Origin of the sequence: Streptacidiphilus neutrinimicus (assembly GCF_000787815.1) — a bacterium.
In the GTDB taxonomy this organism is placed as follows: Bacteria; Actinomycetota; Actinomycetes; order Streptomycetales; family Streptomycetaceae; genus Streptacidiphilus; species Streptacidiphilus neutrinimicus.
The window spans coordinates 1-25,615 of sequence record NZ_BBPO01000090.1 but is presented as its reverse complement, the minus strand read 5'-3'; the positions used below and the strand labels follow the sequence as shown (position 1 = coordinate 25,615).

The 25,615-nt window shown below is 70.6% G+C and carries 22 protein-coding genes and 1 pseudogene; 14 read left to right on the top strand and 9 right to left on the bottom strand.

Annotation, left to right across the window (positions count from 1 at the left end):
- The 6 genes from TR48_RS43840 to TR48_RS33775 form a co-directional block, all read left to right on the top strand.
- Positions 1-1,799: protein kinase family protein (locus TR48_RS43840; RefSeq protein WP_052443270.1), on the top strand; the 1,799-nt coding region annotated here is incomplete at its 5' end.
- A gap of 80 nt (positions 1,800-1,879) precedes the next feature.
- On the top strand, positions 1,880-2,614 hold the full coding sequence (sigM, locus tag TR48_RS33795; RefSeq protein WP_236652452.1) for an RNA polymerase sigma factor SigM: 735 nt from the start codon (positions 1,880-1,882) through the stop codon (positions 2,612-2,614).
- Positions 2,611-3,657, top strand: a complete 1,047-nt coding sequence (locus tag TR48_RS33790) for an anti-sigma factor family protein (RefSeq protein WP_042374311.1) — start codon at positions 2,611-2,613, stop codon at positions 3,655-3,657. The genes sigM and TR48_RS33790 overlap by 4 nt, the downstream gene beginning before the upstream one ends.
- Before the next feature lie 124 nt (positions 3,658-3,781).
- Positions 3,782-4,750: a thioredoxin-disulfide reductase gene (trxB, locus tag TR48_RS33785; RefSeq protein ID WP_042374310.1), complete on the top strand. Its 969-nt coding sequence runs from the start codon at positions 3,782-3,784 to the stop codon at positions 4,748-4,750.
- A 72-nt stretch (positions 4,751-4,822) separates the two neighbouring features.
- Positions 4,823-5,152, top strand: coding sequence for a thioredoxin (gene trxA, locus TR48_RS33780; protein WP_042374308.1), 330 nt, complete (start codon positions 4,823-4,825; stop codon positions 5,150-5,152).
- Between the two features lie 82 nt (positions 5,153-5,234).
- On the top strand, positions 5,235-6,407 hold the full coding sequence (locus TR48_RS33775) for an N-acetylmuramoyl-L-alanine amidase (protein ID WP_042374307.1): 1,173 nt from the start codon (positions 5,235-5,237) through the stop codon (positions 6,405-6,407).
- Between the two features lie 83 nt (positions 6,408-6,490).
- On the opposite strand, the gene TR48_RS33770 is transcribed toward TR48_RS33775, so the two are convergent.
- From TR48_RS33770 to rpmH, 9 genes are all read right to left on the bottom strand, one after another.
- The gene (locus tag TR48_RS33770) at positions 6,491-7,108 is read right to left on the bottom strand and encodes a GNAT family N-acetyltransferase (RefSeq protein ID WP_042374306.1); all 618 of its coding nucleotides are present in this window, start codon (positions 7,106-7,108) and stop codon (positions 6,491-6,493) included.
- Between the two features lie 103 nt (positions 7,109-7,211).
- Positions 7,212-8,312: a ParB/RepB/Spo0J family partition protein gene (locus TR48_RS33765; protein ID WP_042374305.1), complete on the bottom strand. Its 1,101-nt coding sequence runs from the start codon at positions 8,310-8,312 to the stop codon at positions 7,212-7,214.
- Positions 8,309-9,310, bottom strand: a complete 1,002-nt coding sequence (locus tag TR48_RS33760) for a ParA family protein (protein WP_304941240.1) — start codon at positions 9,308-9,310, stop codon at positions 8,309-8,311. Before TR48_RS33760 ends, TR48_RS33765 begins: the two co-directional genes overlap by 4 nt.
- Before the next feature lie 470 nt (positions 9,311-9,780).
- Positions 9,781-10,524: a 16S rRNA (guanine(527)-N(7))-methyltransferase RsmG gene (rsmG, locus tag TR48_RS33750; RefSeq protein ID WP_042374302.1), complete on the bottom strand. Its 744-nt coding sequence runs from the start codon at positions 10,522-10,524 to the stop codon at positions 9,781-9,783.
- A 106-nt stretch (positions 10,525-10,630) separates the two neighbouring features.
- A complete protein-coding gene (locus tag TR48_RS33745; protein WP_042374299.1) occupies positions 10,631-11,152 on the bottom strand; it encodes a Jag family protein in 522 nt (173 codons plus the stop codon).
- A gap of 50 nt (positions 11,153-11,202) precedes the next feature.
- On the bottom strand, positions 11,203-12,312 hold the full coding sequence (gene yidC / locus TR48_RS33740; RefSeq protein ID WP_042374298.1) for a membrane protein insertase YidC: 1,110 nt from the start codon (positions 12,310-12,312) through the stop codon (positions 11,203-11,205).
- A 3-nt stretch (positions 12,313-12,315) separates the two neighbouring features.
- Positions 12,316-12,621, bottom strand: coding sequence for a membrane protein insertion efficiency factor YidD (gene yidD, locus TR48_RS33735; protein WP_042374312.1), 306 nt, complete (start codon positions 12,619-12,621; stop codon positions 12,316-12,318).
- Between the two features lie 17 nt (positions 12,622-12,638).
- Positions 12,639-13,037 (bottom strand): ribonuclease P protein component, encoded by a 399-nt coding sequence (gene rnpA, locus TR48_RS33730; protein ID WP_042374296.1) that lies wholly within the window; start codon positions 13,035-13,037, stop codon positions 12,639-12,641.
- A gap of 32 nt (positions 13,038-13,069) precedes the next feature.
- Positions 13,070-13,207, bottom strand: coding sequence for a 50S ribosomal protein L34 (rpmH, locus tag TR48_RS33725; RefSeq protein WP_034089364.1), 138 nt, complete (start codon positions 13,205-13,207; stop codon positions 13,070-13,072).
- A 371-nt stretch (positions 13,208-13,578) separates the two neighbouring features.
- Between rpmH and dnaA the strand changes: the two genes are divergently transcribed.
- The 8 genes and pseudogenes from dnaA to TR48_RS42610 all read left to right on the top strand — a co-directional run.
- A complete protein-coding gene (gene dnaA, locus TR48_RS33720) occupies positions 13,579-15,393 on the top strand; it encodes a chromosomal replication initiator protein DnaA (protein ID WP_084729980.1) in 1,815 nt (604 codons plus the stop codon).
- Positions 15,394-16,209: 816 nt separating this feature from the next.
- A complete protein-coding gene (dnaN, locus tag TR48_RS33715) occupies positions 16,210-17,352 on the top strand; it encodes a DNA polymerase III subunit beta (RefSeq protein ID WP_042374293.1) in 1,143 nt (380 codons plus the stop codon).
- 140 nt (positions 17,353-17,492) lie between these two features.
- Positions 17,493-18,368 carry a phosphogluconate dehydrogenase (NAD(+)-dependent, decarboxylating) gene (gnd, locus tag TR48_RS33710; RefSeq protein ID WP_042374292.1) on the top strand — a complete coding sequence of 292 codons (876 nt, stop codon included), beginning with the start codon at positions 17,493-17,495 and terminating at the stop codon, positions 18,366-18,368.
- 50 nt (positions 18,369-18,418) lie between these two features.
- The gene (recF, locus tag TR48_RS33705; RefSeq protein ID WP_042374291.1) at positions 18,419-19,621 is read left to right on the top strand and encodes a DNA replication/repair protein RecF; all 1,203 of its coding nucleotides are present in this window, start codon (positions 18,419-18,421) and stop codon (positions 19,619-19,621) included.
- Positions 19,622-19,766: 145 nt separating this feature from the next.
- A complete protein-coding gene (locus tag TR48_RS33700) occupies positions 19,767-20,285 on the top strand; it encodes a DciA family protein (RefSeq protein WP_042374290.1) in 519 nt (172 codons plus the stop codon).
- Between the two features lie 257 nt (positions 20,286-20,542).
- Complete coding sequence (gyrB, locus tag TR48_RS33695) at positions 20,543-22,540, top strand: DNA topoisomerase (ATP-hydrolyzing) subunit B (RefSeq protein WP_042374289.1); 1,998 nt, start codon at positions 20,543-20,545, stop codon at positions 22,538-22,540.
- 49 nt (positions 22,541-22,589) lie between these two features.
- Complete coding sequence (gene gyrA / locus TR48_RS33690; RefSeq protein WP_042374287.1) at positions 22,590-25,202, top strand: DNA gyrase subunit A; 2,613 nt, start codon at positions 22,590-22,592, stop codon at positions 25,200-25,202.
- A 172-nt stretch (positions 25,203-25,374) separates the two neighbouring features.
- Positions 25,375-25,615 (top strand): annotated as a pseudogene (locus TR48_RS42610) (hypothetical protein); the annotation flags it as partial.

Sequence of the window (25,615 nt, the reverse complement as noted above, 5' to 3'; positions counted from 1 at the left end):
CGGCGAAGGCGCGGCCCGGGGCCGCGCGCGCAACCGACGCGCAACCGGCCGACGCGCAACTCGCCGGCGCGCGCACGGACGCGCGCAGGGACACGCGCAGGGACGACGCGCAGCCCGCCCCGGAGACCGCCGAGGGGTCCGCCGACGAGACCCCCCAGGACACCGCACCCGAGGAGGCGTCAGTCCCCGCGCCGGTTCGGCACAGCGGGGACCGGATCGCCCGGCGCTACCGGCTGGAGGAGTGCACCACCAGCAACGAGGTCTTCAGCTCCTGGCGGGCCGTCGACGAGAAGCTGCGCCGGGCCGTCGGCATCCACCTGATCGCCGCCGCGCACCCGCGCGCCAAGAGCGTGCTGGCCGCCGCCCGGCAGGCCGCGCTGCTAGGCGACCCGCGCTTCGTGCAGGTGCTGGACGCCGTCGAGGACGGCGACGTCGTCTACGTCGTCCGCGAGTGGCTGCCGGACGCGACGGGCCTGGACACCATGCTGCTCTCCGAGCCGCTGGAGGCCTACGAGGCGTACCAGTTGGTGCGCCAGCTCGCCGACGCGCTCAACGCCGCGCACCGCCGCGGACTCGCGCACCTGCGGCTCACCCCGGCCTGCGTGCTGCGCACCGACAGCGGCTCGTACCGGATCGACGGCATGGCCGTGAACGCCGCGCTGCGCGGCATGGAGGCCGAGGACCGGACGGAGGCCGCGCGGCGCGACACGCGCGCGATCGGCGCGCTGCTCTTCGCCGCGCTGACCCACCGTTGGCCCTACCCCGAGGGCGCGCACGGCCTGCGCGGCCTCCCGCGCGACCTCGGCACCGTTCCGGCGGAGCGGGTCAAGGCCGGGGTGCACCGGGGCCTGTCGGACCTGACCGCGCGGACGCTGTGCTCGCCGCCCGGCGGCAAGCTGACGCCGATCACGACGCCGGAGGAGCTCGCCAAGGCCGTCTCCGAGCTGCCCAAGGTGCGCCAGCCCGAACCCGAGCCCCTGGTCCTGCCCACGTACCCGAACGTCCGGGACACCGCCCACCGGTCCGGCCCGGCCACCTCGGCTGGGAGGCCGGCCGGTCCGCCGCAGCGGCCGCACACCCCGCCCGCGCCGCAGCCCGCCCTGCCGGGCCGCTCGGGCAAGGCACTCAAGTGGGCGGTCTCCCTGGTGGTGCTGAGCGCGATCGCACTCGGCAGTTGGGGCACGGCGGAGGCGCTGATGACCCACGACAACAGCGGCAGCACCAACACGCAACTGAGCCAGGGCGGCCAGGGCCAAGGCCAGGGTCAGGGCCACGGGGGCAGCGGCGGACAGCAGTCCGGTCAGGGCAACGCCGGGCGCACGCTGAAGGTCCTGCCGATCTCCTCCGACGCGGAGTTCTCACCGTTCAACTCGCCGATGAAGCCCGAGGACGCACCGCTGGCGATCGACAACAAGCCCGGCACCTCCTGGATCACCAAGTACTTCCTCGGCCAGCCGAACTTCGGGAACCTGTCGGACTACAAGGACGGCAGCGGCATCGTCGTCGATCTGGGCAGCGTCCAGAGCGTCTCCGAGGTGAAGGTGACGTTCCCCACTGGGGGCCAGACCCAGGAGATCCTGGCCGCGGCCGCCGACGCAGCCGCGGAGCCGACGGACCTGAGCGCGTTCACCCAGCGGATCAGCAACAGCGCCCTGCTGCCCGGCACCGCGCTGGACAGCGGGGTGCTGGCCAAGCCGGTGCGCACCCGCTACATCCTGATCCACATCACCTCGTTGCCGGCCGACCCGTCCTCGGGCGGCTACCGCGGCGGTATCTCGGAGATCCAGGTCCTGGGCTGACGCGGACACCTCCGAGATGGCAGGCTTGACCTCGACTTCCGCGCGGACCAGCCGTGAGATCGAGGGGGGTGGAGGGTCAGGTGACCGATCCGGTCGAGGACGCAGAGCTGCTGCGTCGCCATGTGGAGGGCGATCCTGACGCCTTCGGCGAGCTGGTGCGCCGCCACCGGGACCGCCTGTGGGCGATAGCCCTGCGCACCCTCGGGGACCGCGAGGAGGCCGCCGACGCCCTGCAGGACGCGTTCGTCTCCGCCTTCCGGGCGGCTCGCACCTTCCAGGGCCGCTCGGCGGTCACCACCTGGCTGCACCGGATCGTCGTCAACGCCTGCCTGGACCGGGCCCGTCGCAGCGCCACCCGCCGCACCCGCCTGGTCGAGGACGAGACGGCCCTCGAGGCCGCGGCCGGTCACGACGAGGGTGCGGACGTCTCCGCCGAGCGCGGCGAACTGCGCCGCGAGCTGGCCGCCGCGCTGGCGACGCTGCCCGGGGAGCAGCGGGCCGCTCTGGTCCTGGTCGACATGGAGGGCTACTCCGTGGCGGAGGCCGCCGCGCTGCTGGAGGTCCCGTCCGGCACGATCAAGAGCCGCTGCGCGCGGGCGCGGGCCAAGTTGCTGCCGCACCTGAACCATCTGCGGGCGGGCGGCAGTTCCGGCGACGCCGGGGAGCCGCCCGGACCAAGATCATCAAATGTCACACGTGAAGCAGTTGATGATCTTGGTCGACCATGCGAGGGGAACCCAACGGCCGCCTCGCACGTCCCATCGCCGGAGAGGGCAGAGACCGCACGAGCCGCAGGAGGTGAGCTGAAGGCATGAGCGACTCCACGCTGAACCCGGCTCACCCCGACGTCGAGCTCCTCGCGGAGCACGCCGAGGAGCTGCTCACCGACGAGCAGAGCGCCGAGCTGACCGCCCACCTTGCCACGTGCGCGGAGTGCCGAGAGACCTACGACGCGCTCGTCGAGCTGTCCGCCCTGCTCGGCGACGAGCCCGCACCCGGCCCGATGCCCGACGACGTGGCCGCGCGCATCGACGCCGCCCTCGCGGCGGCGCGCGCGGGCGACGCCCCCCTGGAGGCCCCGCAGGAGGCCGCGCGGGGCGCCTCGGTGGATGCCTCGGGTACCGGCGAGACCGACACCGGCGAGACGGAGACCGCCGAGGACGGCGGCGCCGGTCGCGGCCGCTCCCAGCGGCGGCCCGCCGGGGATCGCCCCGGGGACAACCGCCCGGCCAACCGCTCGCCCCGCTCGACGCGGGTCCGGCGGGTGCTGGCCACCCTTGCGCTCTTCCTCGCGGCCGGCGGCATCGGCCTCGCCGTCTCGCGCGGCGGCGACCTGGACAGCGGCAGCAGCAGCACGGCCGCGTCCGGCGATTCCCCGGCCGGCTTGCCCAGCCCCAAGTCCCTCGCCGCGTCCCCCTACGACTTCACCCAGACGAACCTCGCCACCGAGGTGCAGCGGCTGGCGAGCGATTCCGCCCGCCTCCACGCCGCCGGCCATGCGGTCGGGACCGCCCCGTCCGCGGCGGCCTCGGCCGCCGGGACGCCGTCCGGGACGCCGTCCGCGGCCACGTCCCCGGCGGGGGTCGGCGCCCTGGTGACGCCCGACGGAGGCCCTCAGAACAGCGCGGCCAGCCCGGCGGCCCCGGCGCAGCCCACCGCCCCGGCCTGCGTCCTGGCCGCCACCAAGCAGACCCAGCCGCCGGCCGTCGAGGGGCTCGGTCAGTACCTCGACGTCCAGGTCTTCGCGCTGCTCTACCCCGACCAGACCGACCCGGCGCACACCTGGGACGTCTACCTCGTGCAGAACTCCTGCTCGGCTCCGCTGGTCATGCTGCACCAGACGGTGCCGCGCGGCTGACGTCCGTCCGTCGGCGGCGCGCACCCGAGCCCTCCGGGAATGCGAGACACTAGGGAAACCGTTGAGCGGGGTGGAAAGCCCCGACCGGCCACGGCAGCCCGGCGTTAAGCATTCAGGAGACCCAGTGAGCGACGTTCGCAACGTGATCATCATCGGCTCAGGCCCGGCCGGGTACACGGCCGCGCTGTACACCGCACGTGCCTCGTTGAAGCCCCTGGTCTTCGAAGGCTCCGTCTCCTCCGGCGGCGCCCTGATGAACACCACCGAGGTCGAGAACTTCCCCGGCTTCCGCGACGGCGTCATGGGCCCGGAGCTCATGGACAACATGCGCAGCCAGGCGGAGCGCTTCGGCGCCGAGCTGGTCCCGGACGACGTCGTCGCGGTCGACCTGAGCGGCGACATCAAGCTGGTGACCGACTCCGAGGGCACCATTCACAAGGCCAAGGCCGTCATCGTCGCCACCGGCTCGCAGCACCGCAAGCTGGGCCTGGAGCACGAGGACGAGCTGTCCGGCCGCGGCGTCTCGTGGTGCGCCACCTGTGACGGCTTCTTCTTCCGCAACCAGGACATCGCCGTCGTCGGCGGCGGCGACACCGCGATGGAGGAGGCGACCTTCCTCTCGCGCTTCGCCAACTCGGTGACCGTGATCCATCGTCGCGAGGAGCTGCGCGCCAGCAAGACCATGCAGGAGCGCGCGTTCAACGACCCGAAGATCACCTTCGCCTGGAACAGCGAGGTGGCCGACCTGCACAGCGAGAACGGCAAGCTGAGCTCGGTCACCCTCAAGGACACCCGCAACGGCGAAACCCGCGAGCTGGCCGTCACAGGCCTGTTCATCGCGGTCGGCCACGACCCGCGCACGGAGCTGTTCAAGGGCCAGCTGGAGCTGGACGACGAGGGCTACCTGCGCGTGGACGCCCCGTCCACCCGCACTAACGTGTCCGGCGTCTTCGGCGCGGGCGACGTCGTCGACCACACCTACCGCCAGGCCATCACCGCCGCCGGCACCGGCTGCTCCGCCGCGCTGGACGCCGAGCGCTTCCTGGCCGCCCAGGCGCACGCCGCGACCGAGGTCGAGACCGCCGCGGTCTGATCCCGGTCCGACCGGCACCGCCGCCGACAAGAGCCACCCCGCCACCCCGCACCACCAACCCGAGGAGATCCCGTGGCCGGCGCCACCATCACCGTCACCGACGCAACCTTCGAGGCCGAGGTCCTCAAGAGCGACAAGCCCGTCCTGGTGGACTTCTGGGCCACCTGGTGCGGCCCGTGCCGCCAGGTCGCCCCGATCCTGGAGGAGCTCGCGACCGAGTACGCGGACAAGCTCACCATCGCCAAGATCGACATCGACGCGAACCCGGACACCCCGGCCAAGTACGGCGTGCTCTCGATCCCGACGATGAACGTCTACCAGAACGGCGAGGTCGTGAAGACCATCGTCGGCGCCAAGCCGAAGAGCGCCCTGCTGCGCGATCTGGCCGCCTTCATCGGCTGATCGGGTCATCGCACGCGCTGATCCTCTCTTCGGGCCCCTGGTTTCATCGGAAACCAGGGGCCCGAAGCGTACGATCTTGGCTATGTCCCAGCAGCGCCTGCCCCACGTGTACTCCTGGAAGCTCGGGGACACCGGCCCCGCCGTCGCCGAGATCCGGTTCAAGCTCGTCCTGCTCGGGCTGCTGCCCGAGCCCCCGGCCATCCGGCCGGGCCGTCACATCCCCTCCGCCGAGGCCCTGTTCGACCCGGCGGTGGACGCCGCGGTGCGCCACTTCCAGCAGCAGCGCGGCCTCACCGCGGACGGCGTGGTCGGACCGGAGACCTATCGCCACCTCAACGAGGCCCGCTGGCGGCTCGGCGACCGGGTGCTCAGCTACATTCCCAGCAGCATGCAGATCGGCGACGACGTCGCCCAGCTCCAGCAGCGCCTGCTCGACATGGGCTTCACACCCGGCCGGGTGGACGGCATCTACGGCCCGGCCACCGCGCAGGCAGTCGGGGAGTTCCAGCGGAACATGGGCCTCTACCCGGACTGCACCCTCGGCCCCACCACCTACGTGGTGCTGGAGCGCCTCTCCCGGACCGTCGTCGGCGGCGCCCCGCACGTGATGCGGGAGACGGAGATGCTGCGGCACTCCGGCCCGGCGCTCTCCGGCAAGGTGGTCGTGATCGACCCGGGCCACGGCGGCATCGATCTCGGCCTGCGGGCCGGCGGCATCGCCGAGGCCGAGCTGGTCTGGGACGTCACCAACCGTCTGGAAGGCCGACTGACGGCGCTGGGTGTGCGCACCTATCTCACCCGCACCGCCGACTCCTCGCCCGACGAGGCGGAGCGCATCCGCTTCGCCAACCGCACCGGCGCGGACCTGATGATCTCGCTCCACGTGGAGGGCCACACCAACCCCACCGTCGGCGGCGTCGCCAGCTACTACTACGGCGACGACAGCCGCGGCCGCTGGTCCCACACCGGCAAGCAGTTCGCGGGGCTGGCCCAACGCGAACTCGTCGCCCGCTGCGGCCTGGGCGACCTGCGCAGCCACGCCCGCACCTGGACCATGCTGCGCGCGACCACGATGCCCTGCGTCCGGTTGGAGCTCGGCTACCTCACCCACCCCGGCGACGCGGCGCGGCTGCACTCCCCGGAGGTCCGCGCCCAGGCGGTCGAGGCGATCTCGGTGGCCGTCCAGCGGCTCTACCTGCCGCCGGAGGACGACTCCCCGACGGGCGTGCTGCGGCTTCCGCTGACCCACGCATGAAGATCGTCAACTGCTTCACGTGAAGCAGTTGACGATCTTGATCTGCTTCACGGCCCGCGCCACGGCTTCCCGGGCATCCCGCGTCAGAGCGGCCGGAGCGACGGCTCCTTCTGTACGGCGCCCAGCAGCCGCTCCAAGGCGACCTCCATCTCGCCCTTCCAGGACAGCGCCGACCGCACCTCCAGCCGCAGCCGCGGATAGCGGTGGTGCGGGCGGACCGTCTTGAAGCCCACCGCCAGCAGATGGTCCGCCGGCAGCACGCAGTGCGCGTCCTCCGCCTTCGCGTCGCCGAACGCCTCGATCGCCTTGAAGCCGCGGCGCACCAGATCCTTGGCCACCGTCTGCACCAAGGTCCGCCCGATGCCCTGTCCCTGATAGCCCGGCAGCACCCGAGATGTCATCAACTGCACGGCGTCCGGCGAGATCGGGCTCGTCGGGAACGCGAGCGAGCGCGGCACGTAGGCGGGCGGCGCGTAGAGCACGAAGCCCACCGGCACGTCGTCGACATAGGCGATGCGACCGCACGAGCCCCACTCCAGCAGCACCCCGGAGATCCAGGACTCCTTCTCCAACTCCGGCCGCCCGTCCTTGATGGCGGCCTCTCCGCTGACCGGGTCCAGCTCCCAGAAGACACAGGCTCTGCAGGGCAGCGGGAGATCGGCGAGCGAGTCAAGCGTCAGCGGTACCAACCGGCGTCCCATGCCTCCACGATAAGCGCCCCCGCGCGAGAACACGCGGAGCCCGGGACATGGAAAGGCCCCCGCGTTCGCGAACGCGGGGGCCTCGACGTCTACGGCCTCGAACTCACTCGTCGATCGGCTCGGCCTCGCCGCCGTCGCCGACCAGACCCTGACGCAGCCGCTCGCCCTCACCGGGGGCGAAGGAACCGAGGATGCGGTCCAAGTCCTCGACCGACGCGAACTCCACGACGATCTTCCCGCGGTCCTTGCCCATCTCGACCTTGACCCGCGTGTCGAAGCGGTCCGACAGCCGGTTGGCCAGAGTGGCGAAGGCAGGCGAGATCCGACGGCCGGCCCGGGGCGTCGGGGCCTTCCTGGCCCGGCCGTCGTGGGAGAGCAGAGTCGCGATCTCCTCCAGGTTCCTGACCGAGAGGCCCTCGGGCGAGATCCGGGCCGCCAGCTTCTCGCGCTGCTCCTCGTCCTCCACGCCGAGCAGGACACGGGCGTGGCCGGCGGAGAACTCCCCGGCGGCAAGTCGGCGCTGCATGAACGGAGAGAGCTTCAGCAGCCGCACCGTGTTGCTGACGTGACCGCGGGAACGGCCGATCCGATCGGCCAGCTCGCCCTGGGAGCAGGAGAAGTCGTACATCAGCTGCTCGTAGGCGGCCGCCTCTTCGAGCGGGTTCAGCTGGGCGCGGTGCAGGTTCTCCAGCAGCGCGTCGAGAAGCATCTTCTCGTCGTCGGTGGCACGGACGATCGCCGGAATGGCGTCGAGGCCGGCCTCCTTGCTGGCGCGCAGACGACGCTCACCCATGATGAGCTCGTAGCGCTCCGGGCCGACCTGGCGGACCACGATCGGCTGGAGCAGGCCCACCTCCTTGATGGAGGTGACCAGCTCGGCCAGCGCCTCGTCGTCGAAGACCTCACGCGGCTGGCGCGGGTTCGGCGTGATCGACTGGAGCGGCAGTTCCGCGAAGTACGCGCCCTCGACGGGCTTCAGCTCCGACCCCGCACCCGACGGGGCGTCCTCGACCGCCACGGACGGCAGCGAGGCGGCACCGCCCGCACCGTTCAGCCCGGCGACCTTGACCGCCGCGATGCCGCGCTCGGGGTTGGCCGCGGTCCCCACGCCGGCGCCGGGAGCGCCCTGCGGACCGACCGGCGAGGCCGCGGCCGGGATCAGCGCCCCCAGACCACGACCAAGACCCCTACGACGCTCGCTCACCGGTTCCCCTCCATCGTGCTGTGCTGCTGGTCCATGTGCTGCTCGAGGCCGTGGGGCCGCTGGGCGTAGACGCCCGACGGCCCGCCGACGGCGTAGCTGACCTCGGCAGCGGCATCCGCCTCCGCGCCGCGGAGCGCGATCTCCCGGGCAGCCTCCAGGTAGGAGAGCGCCCCGCTGGAGCCCGGGTCGTAGGTCAGCACCGTCTGCCCGTAGCTGGGCGCCTCGGAGACCCGGACCGAACGCGGGATGCTGGTGCGCAGCACCTCCGTGGTGAAGTGGTTGCGCACCTCCTCGGCGACCTGGGAGGCGAGCCGGGTGCGCGCATCGTACATGGTGAGCAGGATCGTGGAGACGTGCAGCGCCGGGTTGAGGTGCGCCCGCACCAGGTCGACGTTGCGCAGCAGCTGCCCGAGGCCCTCCAGCGCGTAGTACTCGCACTGGATCGGGATCAGCACCTCGCGCCCGGCGACCATCGCGTTGACCGTCAGCAGACCCAGCGAGGGCGGGCAGTCGATGAGGATGTAGTCCAGCGGCTGCTCGTAGGCGGCGATGGCGCGCTGCAGCCGGCTCTCACGTGCGACCAGCGAGACGAGCTCGATCTCCGCACCGGCCAGATCGATGGTGGCGGGGCAGCAGAACAGGCCCTCGACGTCGATCACCGGCTGCACCACGTCGGCCAGCGGCTTGCCCTCGACGAGCACGTCGTAGATGGAGGGCACCTCGGCGTGGTGGTCGATGCCCAGCGCGGTGGAGGCGTTGCCCTGCGGGTCGAGGTCGATGACCAGGACGCGGGCACCGTGCAGCGCGAGCGAGGCGGCGAGGTTGACCGTGGTGGTGGTCTTGCCGACGCCGCCCTTCTGGTTCGCGACCACGACCACACGGGTCTGCGCGGGACGCGGCAGAGGGTCCCCGACCCGCGCCATCGCGGTGACGGCGGCCTGCGCGGCGCGCGCGATCGGGGTGTCGTCGGCGAGCGGCGGAGTGTCGGAGTCCTGCATGTCGGTCAGTGTTTCATGCGCCGGTGCCGGTTGGACAACGGGCGGGACCCCGCCGTGCTCCGGAACGGGCAGCCGCGGGCCCGGTACGGGCTCGGCGACGGCAGGAAGCTCAGCTACGGGACGTTCGACAGACATGGGTCCGCCCCCCTCACTCTCCGGGCTGTCCTCAGCATTTTCGCGCAGTCTGCGGGGCAGGGGAGGGAGTTGGGGACGAACAGGATCCCTGGTCCCGACATCTTCACTCGAATGACGGGCGGGACGGGTGCGCAGAGCGGCCTCACGGCTTCGGCTGAGGATGCCGGAGAGCAAGGAGCGATGTTTCACGAGCACCACGATGCCCTTTTTAAGGCAAATCTGACGGTTCGACACTCCGACGTATCGAGACCCCCAAAAAACCAAGATCGCTAACTGTTTCACGTGTGACAGTTAGCGATCTTGAAAAAGGGGAGCCGGTGCGCCCGGGGCGATGGTCAGTGCCGGTTCCGCCGGGCCCGCGAGACGCGGGCCGCCTTGGCACGCCGCGCCGCGGCCTTCACGCCGCCCGGGCTCTCGCCCGCGCGCACCCGCACCACGTGCGTCGGTGTCGAGACGACCGAAGCCCCGACCGTCTCCACCGACCACTCCTGCGCGCCCAGCTTCTGCAGGGCGGCCCGGTGCTCGGCCACCTCCTGCTCCGCCGACTCGCCCTTGAGCGCCAGCATCTCGCCGTAGGGGCGCAGCAGCGGCAGCCCCCAGCCGGCCAGGCGGTCCAGCGGCGCCACCGCGCGCGCGGTCACCACGTCCACCTGGAGCTTGCCGACCATCTCCTCGGCGCGGCCGCGCACCACCGTCACGTTCGCCAGCCGCAGCTCCCGGACGACCTCCTCCAGGAAGTTCGTCCGCCGCAGCAGCGGCTCCAGCAGGGTGATCTCCACGTCGGGACGCGCGAGCGCCACCGGGATCCCCGGCAGGCCCGCCCCCGAGCCCACGTCGCAGAGCGACAGCGGGGACGGCTTCTCCGGCAGCGCCTCACCCAGCACCGCGCAGTTGAGGATGTGCCGCTCCCACAGGCGCGGCACCTCACGCGGACCGATCAGGCCGCGCTGGACGCCCGCGTCCGCGAGCAGCTCCGCGTAGCGCACGGCCTGCGGCAGCCGGTCGCCGAAGAGCTGCGCGGCGACAGCCGGGGTCTCCCCGAGCTCCGTCGAAAACTCCTCCGGCTGGTCCTCGACCACGCCGCACCACTCCCTCTGTCGAAAGCCGCTGAACTTGCAACGGCCCCGCCCGCGGACACGCGACACGCGTACCGCGAACGGGGCCGGACGAACCCGCTCAGCCCGCTCAGGCGGGCAGGACGACCACCCGGCGCTGGGGCTCCTCGCCCTCCGACTCGCTGCGCAGCCCCGCGGCCGCCACCGCGTCGTGGACCACCTTGCGCTCGAACGGCGTCATCGCCCGCAGCCGGACCGGCTCGCCGCTCTCCTTGACGTCCTTGGCCGCCTGGGCGCCCAGCTCGGCCAGCTCCGCGCGCTTGCCCGCCCGGAACCCGGCAATGTCCAGCATCAACCGGCTGCGCTCCCCGGTCTCCCGGTGCACGGCCAGACGGGTCAGCTCCTGCAGGGCCTCCAGCACCTCGCCGTCGTGCCCGACCAGGCGCTGCAGCGAGCGCGTCGCGCCCGTGCCCTCACCGACGATCGAGACCGAGGCGCGATCGCCCTCGACGTCCATGTCGATGTCGCCGTCCAGGTCGGCGATGTCGAGAAGCGCCTCCAGGTAGTCGGCCGCGATCTCGCCCTCCTGCTCCAGGTTGGCCAGCAGCTCGCTCTTGGACGTGCCCTCGGGGGCCACGGTGCCGTCCGTCACGGGATCGACTCCTTCGGTGAATCAGATGGAGACAGATGGAGGGATGGAGCTCAGGACTTCTTCTTGGGCGACTGACCGCCGCCCTGGCGGTTGCCACCGCCGGTACCACCGCCGGTAGTGGCCCGGCCGCGAGCCGGGGCGGTCTTGGTGCCGCCGCCCTGCTGCTTGGAACCGCCCTGCTGGCCCTTGGCGCCCTGCTGACCGCCGCCGGACGAGGCGCGCTGCGCCTTGGTCTGGCGCTTCGGCTGCTGGCGCACCGGCGCCTGCTCCGGCTCGGCGTCCTCGACCGGCTTGTCGGAGCCGCCCTTGACCAGCGCGGCGATGCCCTTGATCTCGGTGCCGTCGGCGTTGAGCTTGCCGGCCGCCTTGAGGCGCGCCTGGCGCTCCTTCCAGGCCACCGAACCCGGGGTCGGGTTGTTGCGGATGATCACCAGCTGCTGGCCGAGGGTCCAGATGTTGGTGGTGAACATGTAGATCAGGACACCGATCGGCATGGCCGGGCCGGTGAAGACGTAGATCAGCGGCAGGAAGTACATCATCATCTTCTGCTGCTGCATGTACGGCGTCTTGACCGTGAGGTCGACGTTCTTCGTCATGATCTGCCGCGTGGTCATGAACTGCGTGACACACATCAGCAGGATGAAGATCGCGGTGACGATCCGGACGCTCGTGCTGTGGGTCGAGTAGAACGTCCCCGAGATGGGCGCGCCGAAGATGTGCGCCTGCTGCGCGCTGTGGACCTGGGTCACGGTGAGCACGCCGACCTGGTGGCCCTGGGAGATCAGCCGGAGCACACCGTAGAGCGCGCCACCGATCGGGATCTGGATGAGCATCGGGAGGCAGCTCGCGGCGGGGTTGGTGCCGGCCTCCCGATAGAGCTTCATCATCTCTTCGGACTGGCGCTGCCGGTCGTTCTTGTACTTCTCCTGGATGACCTTCATCTTCGGCTGCAGAGCCTGCATCGTCCGCATGGACTTGATCTGCTTGGTGAAGATCGGGATCATCGCCGCGCGGACGACGAGCACCAGGAGCACGATCGAGAGGCCCCAGGCCCAGCCGCTGTTCGGATCGAACACCTGGCTGAACATGCCGTGGAAGGCACTGATGATCGCGGAGACCACGTAATACAGAGGACTCAGGATCGTGTCGTAGAAATGCACCGGTCAGACTCCTTGGGCATTGGTCGAAGGCACCGGCTTGCGAAGACGCCGGTACCAAACCGGGTGCTTTCGTTCCGGGACGTAATCGAAGCCGCCTGGGCTCCAGGGGTTGCACCGCAGGATCCGCCAGGCGGTGAGTACGGTGCCCTTGATCGCACCGTGGACCTTGATGGCCTCGAAGCCATAACGCGAGCAGGACGGGTGGTATCGACACACCGGTCCCAGCATGGGGCTGATGGTCCACTGGTAGAGCTTGATCAGCCCCAACAGCGGGTACTTGCCTGCGAAGAGGCCGACCAAGCCGACCATCACCCACAGCAGGTACGTCACTGCCCTGCTCCCGTCGGCGATGAGGCGCTCAATTTGCGCAGCGCGGAGTCGAGATCGCGTGCCAGGTCCGCGTACTGCGCCTCGGCGGCCGAGGGCTGTGCGCGTACCACTATCAGGCTACCTGCGGGCAGGCTGCCGATACGCTCGGCCATCAGATGCCGCAGCCTCCGCTTGACGCGGTTCCGGACCACGGCCACACCGACGGCCTTACTGACAACAAAACCCGCACGCGCCGGGAGAAAGTTCCCCCCGGCGCCGTGCGGGTCTGCAGGCTCCGCAGTCGCGCCACCGACGTACAGGTGCACGACGAGCAGCGGGCGGCCGGCTCTCCGGCCCCGCCGCACCGCGGTCGCGAAATCCTCGCGCCGCCTCAGCCGAGATTCGGAGGGCAGCACGACCTGACAACCTCTGCTTCAGGGTGTGCAGGTCAGGCGGACAGGCGCGCGCGGCCCTTTTCGCGGCGCGCCGCGAGGATGGCACGGCCGGCACGCGTACGCATCCGCAGGCGGAAGCCGTGGGTCTTCGCGCGACGGCGGTTGTTCGGCTGGAAGGTGCGCTTGCTCACGGGAGAACTCCAGGTCAATCGAAGGGGCGGCCGGACCGTCACTTGGCCGTCACCGTGCGTCCGCGCGATCCCCATAACCCGTTCGATACGGTGATCCACGACGCCCAGAGCTGCGCGCCTCTTTGCGGAGACTCCGCGGGCATGCGGCAGCGGCCATCGACAACTCGACCTCGTTACGGTACGCGGAACGGCACCGACGGGTCAAACCAGCTCCTCGTCAGGCCTGCGCCGCAGGCCCCGCTGGGCCTGCGGAGGCGGCCGTCACACGTTTCCCACACCCTGTGGACAACAACTTGAACGAGGACGCTTCGGCCGCCTACCGTTGACAGACTTTTCCATGGAACTCCTGCCCCCAGTGAAGGCGTGCACCAGTGGCTGACCCAACAAACGATCTCGCTTCCGCGTGGGGGCGAGTCGTCGAGCGACTGGCGAACGACCCGGCCGTCGAGTCCATGGACAAGAAGTGGCTCCAGCGGACCCACCCGATGGGGATGATGGCCCACACCGCACTGCTCGCCGCGCCCAACGAGTACGCCAAGGGCGTGCTGGAGGGCCGGCTGGTCCAGCAGATCACCGAGCTGCTCGGGCAGGAGTTCCAGCGCCAGGTGCTGATCGCCGTCGTCGTCGACGCCAGCGCCGGCAGCCTCGCCCCGGCTCCCCAGCCGGCGCCACCGGCCCAGCCGAACCCGTCCTTCCAGCAGCCGGGGCAGCCGACGTACCAGCCGGGCCCCCAGCACGCGTCCCCGTCCCAGCACGCGCAGCCCCCGCACGCGCCCGCCCAGCACGGCTACGGCTACGCGCAGCCCTTCGCCGAGCCGTACCCCTCCGGCGAGCCCCACGCCCCCGGCGAGACGTATCCCGCGGCCGAGCCCTACGCCACCGGTCCGGCGCCGCAGCCCGAGCCGACCTCGCAGCAGCCCGCCTACCGCGACGAGTGGGCCGTGCCGCAGCTGCCCGTCCAGCTGCCGCCGCCCGCGTCGCAGGAGCCCGGGGACCGCAACCCGGCCCTGCCGGCCCTCCCGGACAACGCCTCCGCCGAGCCCGCGCCCCAGGGCGAGCAGCTGCCCGCCGTCCCGGCCTCCCCGCCGCTGCCGCGCCCCGGCACCGGCTCCAGCGGCAGCAGCCCGCTGCCTGCCGGCGGCGGCAAGGACGAGCCGGCCGCCCGGCTGAACCCCAAGTACCTCTTCGACACCTTCGTCATCGGCTCCAGCAACCGCTTCGCCCACGCGGCCGCGGTCGCCGTGGCCGAGAGCCCGGCCAAGGCCTACAACCCGCTCTTCATCTACGGGGAGTCCGGGCTGGGCAAGACCCACCTGCTGCACGCCATCGGCCACTACGCCCGCAGCCTCTACCCGGGCACCCGGGTGCGGTACGTGAGCTCCGAGGAGTTCACCAACGAGTTCATCAACTCGATCCGCGACGACAAGGGCGACGGCTTCCGGCAGCGCTACCGGGACATGGACATCCTGTTGGTCGACGACATCCAGTTCCTGCAGAACAAGGAGTCGACCCAGGAGGAGTTCTTCCACACCTTCAACACCCTGCACAACGCCAACAAGCAGATCGTGATCTCCTCCGACCGGCCGCCCCGGCAGCTGGTCACGCTGGAGGACCGGCTGCGGAACCGCTTCGAGTGGGGCCTGACCACCGACGTCCAGCCGCCCGAGCTGGAGACGCGCATCGCGATCCTGCGCAAGAAGGCGATCCAGGAGCAACTGAACGCTCCCGCCGAGGTGCTGGAGTTCATCGCCTCGCGGATCTCGCGCAACATCCGCGAGTTGGAGGGCGCGCTGATCCGCGTCACCGCCTTCGCCAGCCTCAACCGGGCGCCGGTCGACCTGCAGCTGGCGGAGATCGTCCTCAAGGACCTGATCCCGGGCGGCGAGGAGGACGGGCCGGAGATCACCGTAGGCGTCATCATGCAGCAGACGGCCGCCTACTTCGGTCTGAGCGTGGACGACCTCTGCGGCTCCTCCCGCAGCCGGGTGCTGGTGACGGCACGCCAGATCGCCATGTACCTGTGCCGGGAGCTGACCGACCTGTCGCTGCCGAAGATCGGTGCTGCCTTCGGCGGCCGCGACCACACCACCGTCATGCACGCGGACCGCAAGATCCGCACGATGATGGCGGAGCGCCGGGCCATCTACAACCAGGTGACCGAGCTGACCAACCGCATCAAGAGCTGACGCTCGAGCGGACCGACGTGTGGAGGGGCGCCCCCGGTGGGGGCGCCCCTCCGGCGTTCACCCACAGATCCGGCCCAACGCCCTGTCCACATGCTGGGGAGAACCGAGTTATCCAGAACCCGTCCACAGGGCCGAGCGGTCTGGAAGGATCGTCCCAGCTCAGGTGCCTGTGGAACTGTGGGCAGACGTTCTCCACAACCTGTGGAGAACCTGCGGCCCGTCAACACGGCGCCACAGTTATCCACGCGCTGTCCCCAGGAAGGGGCGGGTTATCCCCAGAACCCGGCCGCTTCTCCACAAGAATGTCCACAGAACGGCAACACGGGAGGCCTTTTCACCAGCCCGAGCGAATTGGGTCACGTGATGTTGCCAGAGGGGCTGTGGGAAACCGGGGGAAAACCTGGGGACGGAGTGGTGGACAACCTGGGGACAACCCAACCGGCCTGTGCACAAGGGGTGCTGCATCCACAGGGCGCCTAGTTTTTCCACCGTGGGCGTCCCCAGGCGATGTGGACAAAAAATGGCCCCCGACCAGCGCAGGAAGGGGTTATCCACGGTTTCCACAAGGCCTACTACTACTACCCACTAGATATAGCTCGTTCTTGATCCAAAAGCGGGTGGGGCCGAGATCTGTGGAGAAGGTGACCGGGACACGCGTTCGATGCCTCTTCGGGGCCTTCTGCCTCGGCTGTCCGTGCTATGCGTCAGACTGTTCCTCAGCAGCAGGAGCGTGCCCGGTCCCGTGGGCCTCCATGCGTGCCCCAGATGAACAGCTAGCTGAACACCAAGCGACATCCACCCAGGAGGCGGTTACCGGTGAAGTTCCGGGTCGAGCGTGACGTCCTCGCGGAGGCGGTGGCCTGGGCCGCTCGCAGCCTCCCGGCAAGGCCCCCGGTGCCCGTTCTCGCGGGTCTGCTGCTGACGGCCGAGAGCGACGGCGCAGAGGGCCGTCTGAGCCTGTCCGGCTTCGACTACGAGGTCTCCGCGCGGGTGGCGACCGAGGCGGACGTCGAGGAGGCGGGCACGGTCCTGGTCTCCGGTCGTCTGCTGGCCGACATCTCCCGCGCGCTTCCCAACAGGCCGGTGGAGATCTCCACCGACGGCGTGCGGGTGCTCGTCGTCTGCGGCAGCTCGCGGTTCACACTCCCCACCCTGCCTGTGGACGAGTACCCGGCCCTGCCGCAGATGCCCACCGCCTCCGGCGTGGTCCCGGGCGACGCGTTCGCCGCGGCCGTGGCCCAGGTGGCCGTCGCCGCCGGGCGTGACGACACGCTCCCGGTGCTGACCGGCGTCCGCGTCGAGATCGAGGACGACCGGGTCACCCTGGCCGCGACGGACCGCTACCGCTTCGCCGTCCGCGAGCTGCTGTGGAAGCCGGAGCAGCCCGGCCTGTCGGCCGTGGCCCTGGTCCCGGCCAAGACCCTGCTCGACACGGCGAAGTCGCTCAGCGCGGGCGACAACGTCTCCATCGCACTGGCCGGCAGCGGCAAGGGCGAGGGCCTCATCGGCTTCGAGGGCGCGGGCCGCCGCACCACCACGCGCCTGCTGGAGGGCGAGTTCCCGAAGTTCCGGGCCCTCTTCCCGACGGAGTTCTCCGCGATCGGCACGGTGCCCACCCAGGCCTTCGTCGACGCCGTCAAGCGCGTCTCCTTGGTCGCCGAGCGGAACACCCCGGTGCGCCTCAGCTTCGAGCAGGGCGTGGTCACCCTGGAGGCCGGCTCCGGCGACGACGCACAGGCTGTGGAGCGGATCGACGCGGACCTCGAGGGCGACGACATCTCGATCGCCTTCAACCCGGCCTACCTGCTGGACGGCCTGTCGGCCATCGACTCCCCGGTCGCCCAGCTCAGCTTCACGACGGCGACCAAGCCGGCGCTGCTGAGCGGCAAGGCCTCCCAGGAGTCCGAGGCGGACGAGTCGTACAAGTACCTGATCATGCCCGTCCGTCTCTCGGGCTGAGGCTCGGTCGCACCACCCGGGGGCGCGAGGCCGTGCACATGTGCACGGCCTCGCGCCCTTGGGGGTCCCTGCGGGGATAGGCTCGTGCATTGGTGCGGCAACGGGGCCGCGGACAGTCGAAACGGAACGAAGGACTGATCATGCAGCTCGGACTCATCGGTCTCGGCAAGATGGGCGGCAACATGCGCGAGCGCATCCGCCGCGCAGGCCACACCGTGGTCGGCTTCGACCGCGACCCCGCCCTGTCCGACGTCGCGAGCCTGAAGGAGCTGGTCGGCTCCCTCGCCGCGCCGCGCGTGGTGTGGGTGATGGTCCCGGCCGGCGGTCCGACGCAGTCGACCGTTGACGAGCTGGCCGAGCTGCTGGAGCCGGGCGACGTCGTCGTCGACGGCGGCAACTCCCGCTGGACGGACGACGAGAAGCACGCCGCGGACCTGGCCGAGAAGGGTATCGGCTTCGTCGACTGCGGTGTCTCCGGCGGCGTCTGGGGTCTGCAGAACGGCTACGCGCTGATGTACGGCGGCTCCGAGGAGGACATCGCCAAGGTGCAGCCGATCTTCGACGCGCTGAAGCCCGAGGGCGACTTCGGCTCCGTGCGGGCCGGCAAGGTCGGCGCGGGCCACTTCGCCAAGATGGTCCACAACGGCATCGAGTACGCCATGATGCAGGCCTACGCCGAGGGCTGGGAGCTGCTGGAGGCCGTGGACAGCGTGGAGAACGTCCGCGAGATCTTCCGCTCCTGGCGCGAGGGCACGGTCATCCGCTCCTGGCTGCTGGACCTGGCCGTGGACGCCCTCGACAAGGACGAGCACCTGGGCAAGCTGAAGGGCTACGCCGCGGACTCGGGCGAGGGCCGCTGGACGGTCGAGGCCGCGATCGACCACGCGGTGCCGCTGCCGGCGATCACCGCCTCGCTGTTCGCCCGCTTCTCCTCGCGGCAGGACGACTCGCCGCAGATGAAGATGATCGCCGCGCTGCGCAACGAGTTCGGCGGCCACGCGGTCGAGAGCAACTAGCCAAGTAGAGGAAACTCCACAGGAGTTATCCACAACCTGCGAAGGAAGCTGTGCACGTCGCGCATCTGTCGCTGGCCGACTTCCGCTGTTACGCCCGGGTCGAGGTCCCCCTCGAGCCGGGCGTCACCGCGTTCACCGGCCCCAACGGCCAGGGCAAGACCAACCTGGTCGAGGCCGTCGGCTATCTGGCGACGCTGGGGAGCCACCGGGTCGCCGGGGACGCGCCGCTGGTGCGGCAGGGGGCGCAGCGGGCCGTCGTGCGGGGCCTGGTGGTGCGCGACGAGCGGCAGACGCTGATCGAGCTGGAGCTGAACCCGGGCCGGGCGAACCGGGCGCGGATCAACCGCAGCGACAACGTCCGGCCGCGCGACGTGCTGGGCCTGCTGCGGACGGTGCTCTTCGCGCCCGAGGACCTGGCGCTGGTCAAGGGCGATCCGGGTGAGCGCCGACGCTTCCTGGACGAGCTGCTGACGCTGCGCGCGCCGCGCCTGGCGGGGGTGCGGCAGGACTACGAGCGGGTGCTGAAGCAGCGCAACGCGCTGCTGAAGTCGGCGGCGATGGCGCGGAGGTCCTCGCGCGGGATGGACCTGTCCACCCTGGACGTGTGGGACGACCATCTGGCGCGGGCGGGCGCGGAGCTGCTGGCGCAGCGGCTGGACCTGGTGGCCGCGCTGCAGCCGCTGGTGGCCGGCGCGTACGAGGAGCTGGCGCCGAGCGGCGGCGGGACGGTGCTCGAGTACCGCTCCTCGATGGGTGAGGGCGTGCCGCTGTCGGGCGGCCGCGAGGCGCTGTACGCGGCGTTGCTGGCCGCGTTGGGGGCCGCGCGCAGGCAGGAGCTGGAGCGGGGGCTGACCCTGGTGGGCCCGCACCGCGACGAGCTGGGTCTGCGCCTGGGGGATCTGCCCGCCAAGGGGTACGCCTCGCACGGCGAGTGCTGGTCGTACGCGCTGGCGCTGCGCCTGGCCTCCTACGACCTGCTGCGCATGGATGAATTCGGGGGGCCCGAAGGGCCTTCGAACAAGGGCGGTGGCGGGCTTGGGGGTGCCCCCGGCCGAAGGCTGGGGGAGGGCGGGCCGGTGCTGATCCTTGACGACGTGTTCGCGGAGCTGGACGCGCGGCGTCGCGAGCGGCTGGCGGAGCGGGTGGCGACGGGCGAGCAGGTGCTGGTCACGGCGGCGGTGCCGGAGGACGTGCCGGAGGCGCTGAAGGGCGCCCGGTACTCGGTGCTGGACGGCGAGGTCACTCGCGTCTGACCCGCGTCTGACCCGCGACTGCCCGCCCGGTCGACCTAGGCCCGGGGAGGGTCCGACCCGCGTCCGGGAGGGGGCCGGGGCGCGTACGCTGGAGGCTTGTCCACAGGGTGTGCACGCCCTCCGGAGCGAGAGGTGAGGCGCCGCGTTGTCCGAGGAGACTCCTGAGCTCAGCGGTGTCGATCTCGCGCGTGTCGCGCTTCGGGCCGCGAAGGAGCAGGCCCGGCTGCGTGGTGAGGCGACCGCGCAGAAGAAGCAGGCGCGGAGGACGGGCCTGAGATCGGGCGCGCGTGCGGACGGCCGCGATCCCCAACCGCTGGGGAACGCGATCAGCCGACTGATCGCCGAGCGCGGCTGGGAGGCGCCCGCCGCGGTGGGCGGCGTGATGGGCCGCTGGCCCGAGATCGTGGGGCGCGACATCGCCGCGCACTGTGAGCCGGAGCACTTCGACGAGGACGAGCGGATGCTGACGGTCCGCTGCAGCTCGACCGCGTGGGCGACTCAACTTCGTTTGATGGCACCGCAGTTGCTCCGGACGCTGAACGGCGGGCTGGGGGATGGAACGGTCCGTTTCATCAAGGTCCAGGGGCCCGCCACGGGGCCTGCGCGCTATCGCGGCAGGCTGCGCGCGCCGGGCAGCAAGGGCCCCGGCGACACCTGGGGTTAACGCGGAACGGCGAAACGGCCGTCTAAGCGCTCTACGCCCCCCTCGCGGGTGTGGGGACATGTCGGGCGCACGTTGACGTCCGGCACGGGCCGTTCAGAGGGCGGCAAAGCCCCGTCTCTGTCAGTCGTACCGGTAGACTGGAAGCCAAACACCGCCACGAGCGGAGACGCTCGTGGTGGAGAGTCGTAACGCCGTGGCCGCCTCCGGCTCGCCCTCTGGGGCCGGGACGGCCCGCGCTGTGCCAGAGAGGGCGTTTCGTGGCCGAGTCCGGCAACCCCAACCAGTCCCCAGACGAGAACGGCAAGAACGAGAAGTCGTACGACGCCAGTGCCATCCAGGTGCTGGAGGGGCTCGAGGCCGTCCGCAAGCGCCCGGGTATGTACATCGGCTCCACCGGCGAGCGCGGTCTGCACCACCTCGTCTACGAGATCGTCGACAACTCCGTCGACGAGGCCCTCGCCGGTCACGCCGACACGATCGAGGTGACGATCCTGCCCGACGGCGCGGTCCGCGTCGTCGACAACGGCCGTGGCATCCCGGTCGGCGTGGAGAAGACGACCGGCAAGCCGGCCGTCGAGGTCGTGCTGACCGTGCTGCACGCCGGCGGAAAGTTCGGCGGCGGCGGCTACGCCGTCTCCGGCGGTCTGCACGGCGTCGGCGTCTCCGTCGTGAACGCCCTGTCGACCCGCCTCGCGGTCGAGGTGAAGACCGACGGCTTCCGCTGGTCGCAGGAGTACAAGAGCGGCGTGCCGGTGGCCCCGCTGGCCCAGCACGAGGAGACCTCGGAGACGGGCACCACGGTCACCTTCTGGGCCGACCCGGAGATCTTCGAGACCACCGAGTACTCCTTCGACACGCTCTCGCGGCGCTTCCAGGAGATGGCCTTCCTCAACAAGGGCCTGACCATCTCGCTGACGGACGAGCGCCCGGACCACACCGACGACGAGGGCAAGCCCAACGCGGTGCGGTACCACTACGAGGGCGGCATCTCCGACTTCGTCACGTACCTCAACTCCCGCAAGGGCGAGGTGGTCCACCCGACCGTCATCGACTTCGAGGCGGAGGACAAGGACAAGACGATCTCCGTCGAGATCGCCATGCAGTGGAACACCTCGTACAACGAGGGCGTCTACTCGTTCGCCAACACCATTCACACCCACGAGGGCGGCACCCACGAGGAGGGCTTCCGGGCCGCGCTCACGGGTCTGGTCAACCGGTACGCGCGCGACAAGAAGCTGCTGCGCGAGAAGGACGACAACCTCACCGGTGAGGACATCCGCGAGGGTCTGACCGCGATCATCTCGGTCAAGCTGGGCGAGCCGCAGTTCGAGGGCCAGACCAAGACCAAGCTGGGCAACACCGAGGCCAAGACCTTCGTGCAGAAGGTCGTCCACGAGCACTTCAACGACTGGCTGGACCGCAACCCGAACGAGGCCGCGGACATCATCCGCAAGGGCATCACCGCCGCCACGGCCCGTGTCGCGGCCCGCAAGGTGCGCGACCTGACGCGCCGCAAGGGCCTGCTGGAGACGGCGTCGCTGCCGGGCAAGCTGTCGGACTGCCAGTCCAAGGACCCGACCGAGTGCGAGATCTTCATCGTCGAGGGCGACTCGGCCGGCGGCTCGGCCAAGCAGGGGCGTGACCCGCGGGTCCAGGCGATCCTGCCGATCCGCGGCAAGATCCTCAACGTCGAGAAGGCGCGCATCGACAAGGTGCTGCAGAACACCGAGGTGCAGGCGCTGATCTCGGCCTTCGGCACCGGTGTCCACGACGACTTCGACCTGGCCAAGCTGCGCTATCACAAAATCATCCTGATGGCGGACGCCGACGTCGACGGCCAGCACATCTCCACGCTGCTGCTGACGCTGCTGTTCCGCTTCATGCGCCCGCTGATCGAGGGCGGCCACGTCTTCCTGGCCCGCCCGCCGCTGTACAAGATCAAGTGGGGCCGGGACGACATCGAGTACGTCTACTCCGACCGCGAGCGCGACGCCGCGCTGGAGGCGGGGCGCCAGTCCGGCCGCAAGCTGCCCAAGGACGACGCGATCCAGCGCTTCAAGGGTCTGGGCGAGATGAACGCCGAGGAGCTGCGGGTCACCACCATGGACCGGGACGTGCGCCTGCTGTCCCAGGTCACCCTGGAGGACGCCGCCCGCGCCGACGACCTGTTCTCGATCCTCATGGGCGAGGACGTCGAGGCCCGCCGCTCCTTCATCCAGCGCAATGCCAAGGACGTCCGCTTCCTCGACGTCTGAGTCTCTCCGGCAGCCGAAGCGTTCCGCAGTGAAAGGAAACTGACCACCCGTGGTCGACGACAACCGCCCCGAGGGCGAGCAGCCGGAGGACATCCCGGCGGAGGAGAACGGCGGGGGCACCCGGATCGAGCAGGTCGAGCTCGAGACGGAGATGCAGCGCTCGTACCTCGACTACGCGATGAGCGTCATCGTCTCGCGTGCCCTGCCCGAGGTCCGCGACGGCCTCAAGCCCGTCCACCGCCGCGTGCTGTACGCGATGTACGACGGCGGCTACCGGCCCGACAAGGGCTACTACAAGTGCGCCCGCGTCGTCGGTGACGTCATGGGTAACTACCACCCGCACGGCGACACCTCGATCTACGACACCCTGGTGCGTCTCGCCCAGCCGTGGTCGATGCGGATGCCGCTGGTGGACGGCAACGGCAACTTCGGCTCTCCGGGCAACGACCCGGCCGCCGCCATGCGGTACACCGAGTGCCGCATGATGCCGCTGGCCATGGAGATGATGCGGGACATCGACGAGGAGACCGTCGACTTCTCGCCCAACTACGACGGCCGCTCCCAGGAGCCGAACGTCCTGCCGGCCCGCATCCCCAACCTGCTGGTCAACGGCGCCACGGGCATCGCGGTCGGCATGGCGACCAACATCCCGCCGCACAACCTGCGCGAGGTCGCCTCGGGCGCGCTCTGGTACCTGGCCAATCCGGAGGCCTCCAACGAGGAGCTGCTCGAGGCCCTGATCGAGCGGATCAAGGGCCCGGACTTCCCGACCGGCGCGCTGATCGTGGGCCGCCGCGGCATCGAGGAGGCCTACCGGACCGGCCGCGGGTCGATCACGATGCGCGCGGTGGTCGAGGTCGAGGAGATCCACGGCCGCCAGTGCCTGGTGATCACCGAGCTGCCCTACCAGGTCAACCCGGACAACCTGGCCCTGAAGATCGCCGACCTGGTCAAGGACGCCCGCATCGGCGGCATCGCCGACGTGCGCGACGAGTCCTCGTCCCGGACCGGCACCCGCCTGGTGGTCGTGCTCAAGCGCGACGCGGTCGCCAAGGTCGTGCTGAACAACCTGTACAAGCACACCGACCTGCAGACCAACTTCGGCGCCAACATGCTGGCCCTGGTCGACGGCGTGCCGCGCACGCTTTCGGTCGACGCCTTCATCCGGCACTGGGTCAACCACCAGGTCGACGTCATCGTCCGCCGCACCCGGTTCCGGCTGCGCAAGGCCGAGGAGCGCGCGCACATCCTGCGCGGTCTGCTCAAGGCCCTGGACGCGATCGACGAGGTCATCGCGACGATTCGCCGCTCCGACACGGTCGAGGTCGCCCGCAACGGCCTGATGTCGCTGCTGACGATCGACGAGGTCCAGGCCAACGCGATCCTGGAGATGCAGCTGCGCCGTCTGGCCGCTCTGGAGCGCCAGAAGATCACGGCCGAGTACGACGAGCTGATGGCCAAGATCCGCGAGTACAACGAGATCCTGGACTCGCCGGCCAAGCAGCGGGAGATCATCTCCGAGGAGCTCACCGCGATCGTCGACAAGTACGGCGACGACCGGCGCTCGACGCTGATCCCCTACGACGGCGACATGTCGGTCGAGGACCTGATCGCCGAAGAGGACATCGTCGTCACCATCACCCGCGGCGGCTACGTCAAGCGCACCCGCTCCGACCTGTACCGCTCGCAGAAGCGCGGCGGCAAGGGCGTGCGCGGCGCGCAGCTGAAGCAGGACGACATCGTCGACCACTTCTTCGTGACGACCACGCACAACTGGATCCTGTTCTTCACCAACAAGGGCCGGGTCTACCGCGCCAAGGGCTACGAGCTCCCGGACGCCGGGCGCGACGCCCGCGGCCAGCACGTGGCCAACCTGCTGGCCTTCCAGCCGGACGAGCAGATCGCGCAGGTCATGGCGGTGCGCACGTACGAGGCCGCTCCGTACCTGGTGCTGGCGACCCGCTCGGGCCTGGTGAAGAAGACCTCGCTGAAGGACTACGACTCGCCGCGCTCCGGCGGCCTGATCGCGATCAACCTGCGTCAGGACGAGGAGGGCAGCGACGACGAGCTGATCGGCGCCGAGTTGGTCTCCGCCGAGGACGACCTGCTGCTGATCTCCAAGAAGGCGCAGGCCATCCGCTTCACCGCCACCGACGAGGCGCTGCGACCCATGGGCCGCGCCACCTCCGGTGTGAAGGGCATGAGTTTCCGCGAGGACGACGAACTGCTCTCGATGAACGTGATCCGTCCGGGTACGTTCGTGTTCACGGCCACCGACGGCGGCTACGCCAAGCGCACCAAGGTGGAGGAGTACCGCGTCCAGGGGCGTGGTGGCCTGGGCATCAAGGCGGCGAAGATCGTCGAGGACCGTGGCTCGCTGGTGGGCGCGCTGGTCGTCGAGGAGTCCGACGAGATCCTGGCGATCACGCTCAGCGGCGGGGTGATCCGCACGCGGGTCGCCGGGGTCCGTGAAACCGGGCGTGACACGATGGGCGTCCAACTGATCAACCTGAGCAAGAAGGACGCGGTCGTCGGCATCGCGCGCAATGCCGAAGGCGCCGTGGAGGACGAGGCGGACGAGGCCGAGGACGACGCCGTGGACGGTGTCGTCGACAGCGCCTCCGAGGGCACCGTCGGTGCCGCGGAGCCGACGGCCGAGTAGCCGACGCCGCTTCCACTCCTGCCACGGGCTCCGGTGCACATTGCCGGAGCCCGTGCCAGGATGCTGGCAGCCGGCTGCCTGCGCCTTGACGATCAGGCGAACGAGCGTTGAGTACGAGGCGTGACGACACACCAGGGCCGACAGCCCTGGCGCGGAATGCGGGAGGACCAGGGTGACTAACCCCACGGGAGCGGCGGGAGCCGCGGGGCGGGCGCAGAACGCCCCCGGTGCGGCCGGCGGTGCCGGCGGCGGACGGGACGCGGGCTCGACGTCGGTGATGCCCGCGGTGGGCGCCGGGTCCGACGCAGGCCAGCAGGCCCCGCGTCGCCGCCAGGGCGGGCCCAACGGCGAACAGGCCCAGGCCCGCGCGGCCGCGGAGGCGAAGGCGGCCGGGCAGACGGGCGCCACCGGCC